This is a genomic window from Metasolibacillus meyeri (assembly GCF_003049505.1).
GTDB lineage: Bacteria > Bacillota > Bacilli > Bacillales_A > Planococcaceae > Metasolibacillus > Metasolibacillus meyeri.
On record NZ_PYWN01000024.1, the window covers coordinates 42,010 to 48,009 of the forward strand.

Here is a 6,000-nt window from a genome sequence, read left to right on the forward strand (position 1 = left end):
GATAGCAATTTGTTTGAATGGATTTACGTTGTTTTTTCATAAGCATATGGATGAATAGACTTAGGTGGTAATGACAACCCTAAATGTTCTCTCAATGTACTCCCTTCATAATCGGATCTAAATATGCCTCGTTTCTGAAGCTCTGGTATGACCTCTTCTACAAAATCTTGAATTCCTACTGGCAGTAGATGAGGAATTAAAATAAATCCATCTGCTGCGCCTTCTTGTAACCATGTTTCCATCACATCTGCTATTTGAACTGCAGTACCTACAAGTGTCAGATGATGATTCTTGGTTTCCTCCAGATGCATATAAAGATCATAAATCGTTGTTAACTGGTGTTCCTTCGCAATGTGTAAAACTTCTTGGTATTTAGCATCTTGCCTCATATTTGAATGCTTTGGTAATGGCATATCAAGTGATAAGCTAGTCATGTCTAACCCTATAAATAAAGCAATTCGATCATTTCTTGAAGCAAGATTATCAAATTGTTGGTAGTCTATTTGCTTTTGTCGAGCCAAGTCTTCTGTTTTGGCTACAATTACTTGAACCCCAGGCATCACGAGAACTTCTGCTGGATTTACACCATTTTTCAGCGCACGCTCTTTCACATCTTTATAAAAAGCTTTCGCATCCGTCATATTATTCAATTGCGTGAAAATGACTTCTGATGTTTTCACCGCACGCTCTCTAAACTCCGTTGACTGTCCTGCCTGCATCAATACTGGATGGCCTTGTGGTGGCGAGGCAACATTCAATGGAGACGCAACTGAAAACCACTTACTTTGATGTTGGACGGGATGAATCTTTTCTGGTAGAGCAAAGACACCTGATTCTCTATCCTCAATAATTGCATCTGGTTCCCAGCTTTCCCATAATGATTTCACTAATTCGATAAAAAGCGTGGCATGTTCATCCCTTTCATGAATTTGAGGACGGTGCTCTACATTAAAATTCACAGCTTCCGAATCACCACGGGAAGTTACAATGTTCCAACAAGCTCTCCCATTGCTTAAGTGATCTAAGCTTGCCATCATTCTCGCTACATGATAAGGCTCATTATATGTTGTTGATAAGGTAACACTTAACCCAATTTTTTCACTTACCGCTGACATTGCAGATAATAATGTTACCGGCTCTAGCCATACATTAATATTTTTTTCAAATTCATTTTCTGAACGAGCAAATACATTATAGTAATCTGGTAAAAAAACAAAATCCATTTTCCCTTTTTCTGCTGTTTGAATCACTTGCGTAAAGTATTTCATCGGATTACGAATATAGGAATCCGAAAGGGGGTGTCGCCACCCGCCATTTGAAGCCCTTGGAGCAATGATACTTGTCCCTAGTTTCAACTGCTTTGTTGTAGACATTACCTTTTTCCTCCTATTTCAATAATCGCTTCACTTCATCTAATGCCCAATCTAAAGTAGTTATATCTGTAATCGAAAATCGATTGTGCATTACATAAACTTGATTATTCTTTACCGCAGGAAGGTTATTCCAAATTGTACTGTCTTTTAATGTTTCATATGCAGCCTTTGAATCTTCATCATTAACAATTAAGAAAATTCGATCCACATCCGAAAACTCCGGTAATATTTCTATTGATAATTGCTCCTTTGCAAAATTACCATCTTGTTGGAGCTTTTCCTGATAGCTAGATAATTGGAATTGATAAGCATCAAAAATTGTTGGGAATGTTGAGCTTCGATATAAATACATATTCTTTAATGCCAATTGAATAACTACTGCTTTTTCATCTTGTAAATTTAAATCTTTTACTTCCTCACGTGCAACTTCTACGCGTCTGTTATATTCTTTTATCCAATCTTCTGCTTCCTCTTGCTTATTAAGAATCTCCCCTAAATCTCTTAACGATTCCATCGGCTCTCCAAAGAATTGTGTTGTAACAGTCGGTGCAATTTTACTGAATTGCTCAATTTCCTCTTCCTTTGCAAGTGCATAAAGTACAATTAAATCTGGATTTAACGATAGAATTTTTTCATAATCGCCTATTACAGAATCTCCAACGATTTCAATACCGTCTTTTTCTTCATCCGTATAGAAGCGTAACAACTGTGTAGTTGAACCAACTGGCTGCACATCTAAAGCAAGTATTTCTCCCACCGTCCATAACGCTACTACTCTTTGTGGATTAGTAGGAATCTCAACCTCTCGTGAAAGTGCATCCGTATACATCTTTGTTGCACTTACATTTTCCGCTTCCACTTTTGCCTCTTCTTTCTCAACTATATCTTCTGCTTTTTCCGCAGCTGCATTTTTGGCATCATCGGAATTGCATCCAACTAAAACCATTGCCATTAAAAGTAATCCAAAATATAAACTCGACTTTCTTAACTTATTCATATGTAACCCTCCACAAAATAATTGATAACAATTATCATTATCATTTAGTGGCTATGATTTAACAAGCGACAATTGCGCCATAAATCTATTGGATATTTCGGACAAAAAATGAAATGACTATTTCATAAATCGTTTCAAATCAACTCCATTTTCGCAATTCTAAACGGCCCGATTGTGGAAAGGTATCAGCTTTTCAGATACCTCCTAAATTTGGTTGAGCGAATTAGCTTGTCTTACGTGCGAATTTTAATGTTTAACGTGCGAAAATAAGCATCTTGTGTGCGAATTGACCTATCTTACGAGCGAATCATTACTTTTGAACTAATAAATTCGAAAACACTCGCTTCTACGTCTTTTCTTTCAATCAAGCAGTCAACTAGTTTTTTGTTACTCAAAAGTGATTTCAACTTTGAGAATGTTGGATTACAGTTATGCGGATAATGGCAGGAAAAGCAGGCGTACCTCGCTTATTTAGGAGAGGTAAGAGAGCTGTATAAGCGGTAAAAAGAAATGCTTTTTCAAACAGTTTACATTGAAAAAGATCAAAAATTATAGCTAAATTAATATGTTTTTTACAACTTCTTTATACTCGGACAGACCTTAACATAAACAACTAAAATAGTTAGCATTTATGGTTTCAGTGATTGTATTTTAAATTGTTAAAATGTTATGATTTATATTACTTATATACTATAGGAAGGGGGTACAGTTATGCGTATTTACTTCATCGTTTGCACTTTCATGATGTCTTTATTATTTCCGTTACATACTGTTCACGCTGCACCTTCTGAAGAAAATTACCGCATTTTATTTATCAGCTCCTACTCTTACTCTTGGGGTTCAATTCCACACCAAATAGATGGCATTTTAAATAGTTTGAATGCTGAGCAATATACGGTGAATTACGAATTTATGGATACAAAAAATACGAAATATAGCACCGACTACGCTGAATTTTACCAGTTTTTGAAATACAAATTAAACGATCGTTTACCATATGATGGTGTCATCGTTGGTGACGATGCAGCATTACAATTTATGATGCTCTATAAAGATGAGTTATTCCCAAATACACCGATTGTTTTTGAGGGCATCGACAATATAGAAAGTGCTAAAAAAGCCGCACAAGCACCAAATATTACGGGCGTCATTGAAAAGGTAAACTACGAAGCGAATATAAAGCTTGCCCATTCTCTATTTCCTACCGCGGAAAAGCTCGTACTCATCAGTGATAATACAGAAAACGGTATCGGCATTACCGAGCAGCTTAAGGAAGCGAATGATTTGTTTGGCCAGTATGATGTAGAACATTTAAATACATCACATTATACGAAAGAGCAGTTTATCGAAAGGCTTACGCAATTAAACACAAATAGTATCGTCTTCGGTATTTCCATCGGTCAACAAAAAGATGGGCTTATTTATAGTGAAGATGAGCGCTACACATTAGTACGCAAATACGCACAAGCACCCTTTTTTAGCATTACGCAAGCAGGTGTTGGTAGCGGCATGCTTGGTGGATATATTATTGATCATCAAAAATGTGGATTTTTAGCAGGTGAGATGATGCGCTCTATTCTTGAAGATAATATCGTGCCACCAATCGAGCTGGACACACCATCTACTTATTTATTTGATTATAAGGTGATGGAGAAATATAATATAGCCTCTTCCAAGCTACCTATTGATGCGGATATTATGAATGAACCCGAACATTTCCTGCAAAAATATGCCCTATGGATTATTAATATTTTAGTACTTTGCCTTGCTCTTGCGACTGTCGCTTACTTTGTACGTCGCAAAGCAAGTGAGCAACTAAAAATAGCATACAATCAACTAGTTATGACAGAGGCTGACTTAAAAGTGCAATTTGAAAGCAACAAAAAGCATATTGAGGCTTTGAAAATACAGGAAAAGCAAATACGTTTCCAAGCAACACACGACGACTTAACAAACTTGCCGAACCGCCGTGCAACAACAGCTCATTTAAAAACATTGTTGTTAGAGCGCACACCTTTTACAGTATTGCTCGTTGATTTAGATAACTTTAAAGAAATTAATGATACATACGGCCATTTTTCTGGTGATATGCTTTTATCTATTTTAGCAAAGCGTTTTTTAACGATGGCAGAAGAAAATGACCACATCTATATCTCTCGCTTTGGTGGAGATGAGTTCCTTATTATCATAAATGGACATATCACACCTTCAGATAATAGGATAAGACGAGTAAGAGAAGCTTTTGTGACGCCAATTATCTACGATGACTCCCAATATGATATTAGAGTAAGTATCGGTATTGCGCACAACACAAATGCCGACAGCGTAGACAGCCTGCTTGCAAACGCTGATTTGGCATTACACGAAGCAAAGCAAACTGGCAAAAATAAAGATGTTTATTACTCTCCAGAAATGCGCACAGCACTAATACAAACGCAAGAAATTAAACATATTTTGCACACAGCATGTGAAGAAGATGAATTTTATTTATTATTCCAACCACAAATTGATGTAGCAACGGAAAAAGTTTATTGTTATGAGGCTTTGCTACGCCTGAAAAATGATGCACTTTCACCTGCACAATTTATACCAGTTGCAGAAGAAAGCGAACTCATGATAACTATCGGGCGAATTGTCGCTACAAAAGCTGTTGAACAGTTAGTCTCTTGGCGAGAAGCTGGCATAGCACTCGTCCCAATTGCGCTCAATTTTTCACCAAAACAAATAAATGATAAAGACTATGCGACATTTTTAAAGCAATTGTTGGACAAACATCATTTACAAGCAAATTTAATTGAAATTGAATTTACTGAAAGTATTTTAATAAATAACGATGAAGAAGCAACAAAACTGTTCCAAAACTTCCTAGCCGCTGGCATCCAATTAGCATTGGACGACTTTGGCACAGGCTACTCTTCTATTCGCTATTTAACATTCATTCCTGTTCAAAAAATCAAACTCGATAAATCATTCGTCGATATTTTTTTACAAGATGGCAAAGAATCATTTATCGAAAATATCATCCGCCTCGCGCATAGCCTAAATAAAAAAATAACAGTGGAAGGTGTCGAAGAAGAAGCACAATATTTAAAACTAAAACACTCCAACTGCGATTACATCCAAGGCTACTACTTCAGTAAACCGATACGAGGCGATCAAGTGCAACATTAAACAAAATGCAAAGCGGCTTTGTGTGTAGCTAGACTAGCCTAATTTAATAAAACAACATAACACTATTTTTGAATTATTCTTTTAGCCTTCTCTTAACAAATTTAAATACACGCGCCCATTATTGTTAAATAGTGTAATTTGTAGGAGAAAACGCTTTTTTATAAAGCATTTACTTGTTGATTGAAGTGGAGGGCAAAGTAAACTTTCCTACAGGAACAGCGTAGGTGGAAAACCTATTTTTTCAGCCACGCTGAAAAAGTTAGTGGAGACCACGCTTGTGGAAAGTATCTCCCACAACAAAAATCAACAAATTCACATATATATTCTTTGTAAAATCAAGACTAGTCAAAACGTCTGAAAAAATTTAAAAATCATTTCACTTCCTTTTATAGGACAATAAGATTATTATATATTCATATTGTAAAGGAGGATTATTTTTTTATGAGCATTTATAATCAT

3 protein-coding genes are annotated in these 6,000 nt (G+C 36.0%); 1 reads left to right on the forward strand and 2 read right to left on the reverse strand.

The genetic code is table 11. The features are described 5' to 3' along the window. Nucleotides 1-23: 23 nt before the first annotated feature. Nucleotides 24-1,373, reverse strand: a complete 1,350-nt coding sequence (locus C9J34_RS03725; RefSeq protein WP_107838516.1) for an NtaA/DmoA family FMN-dependent monooxygenase — start codon at nucleotides 1,371-1,373, stop codon at nucleotides 24-26. Between the two features lie 13 nt (nucleotides 1,374-1,386). After that, complete coding sequence (locus C9J34_RS03730) at nucleotides 1,387-2,370, reverse strand: ABC transporter substrate-binding protein (RefSeq protein ID WP_107838517.1); 984 nt, start codon at nucleotides 2,368-2,370, stop codon at nucleotides 1,387-1,389. Between the two features lie 711 nt (nucleotides 2,371-3,081). Here C9J34_RS03730 and C9J34_RS03735 point away from each other — a divergent pair. Then, nucleotides 3,082-5,541, forward strand: a complete 2,460-nt coding sequence (locus C9J34_RS03735; protein WP_107838518.1) for an ABC transporter substrate binding protein — start codon at nucleotides 3,082-3,084, stop codon at nucleotides 5,539-5,541. Nucleotides 5,542-6,000: the final 459 nt, after the last annotated feature.

Coding starts and splice junctions, on each gene's coding strand:
- C9J34_RS03725 (WP_107838516.1), bottom strand. CDS start 1,373: ATGTCTACAACAAAGCAGTTGAAACTAGGGACAAGTATCATTGCTCCA.
- C9J34_RS03730 (WP_107838517.1), bottom strand. CDS start 2,370: ATGAATAAGTTAAGAAAGTCGAGTTTATATTTTGGATTACTTTTAATG.
- C9J34_RS03735 (WP_107838518.1), top strand. CDS start 3,082: ATGCGTATTTACTTCATCGTTTGCACTTTCATGATGTCTTTATTATTT.